This is a genomic window from Bifidobacterium xylocopae (assembly GCF_003315615.1).
GTDB lineage: Bacteria > Actinomycetota > Actinomycetes > Actinomycetales > Bifidobacteriaceae > Bombiscardovia > Bombiscardovia xylocopae.
Genome location: NZ_PDCH01000037.1, coordinates 1 through 560, shown reverse-complemented (window position 1 = coordinate 560; position 560 = coordinate 1). Strand labels below are relative to the sequence as shown.

The 560-nt window shown below is 57.9% G+C and carries 1 protein-coding gene; it reads left to right on the top strand.

The window, feature by feature from the left end; translation table 11 throughout:
* Positions 1-246 (top strand): DUF4191 family protein (locus tag CRD59_RS07525; RefSeq protein ID WP_113854063.1); only part of this gene is annotated, 246 nt, incomplete at its 5' end.
* Between the last annotated feature and the right edge of the window lie 314 nt (positions 247-560).

Here is a 560-nt window from a genome sequence, read left to right as displayed (position 1 = left end):
CAGGTCAGGCTCAGGGACCTACGCCAGGTCGTCCTCAAGTCCAAGAGCTATGAACCCACCAACCATAGGAACAAGCTCATGGCCAAGATTCACCCCCGCCGTCGCTTCCTGCTGACCAAGCAGGAGCTGACAACCCTCCAGGAGCGCCTGCGGACCCTGCAACTCAAACAGGGCATGGGCATTCCCAAGGGCATGGACCCCACCCGCCCACAGCGTATGAGCCGCAGGGCCATGCGTGGCCGCTGACCATCAATCCCGCCGTCCCTTGGACAGGCGGGATTATTCAGAGCGGGTGGCTTGCCCACCAAACAGCCACAAGCCCGCCGAAAAACCGAAACATACTCGTAACCCAGACGGCGCGTGAAATACATGAGCCCCCATAGACTTGTTAGCAGCACTCTGATGAAAGGAACGGTCCATTGACTCCATTGGTAACCAAGGAAGATGCTGAGGCACTCATCAACCAGGAGGGGATTGAATACGTTTCAGTCCGTTTCACCGATCTGATCGGGGTCCAGCAGAATTTCACCGTACCGGCCAGCGAGTTCCTCAAGGATGCC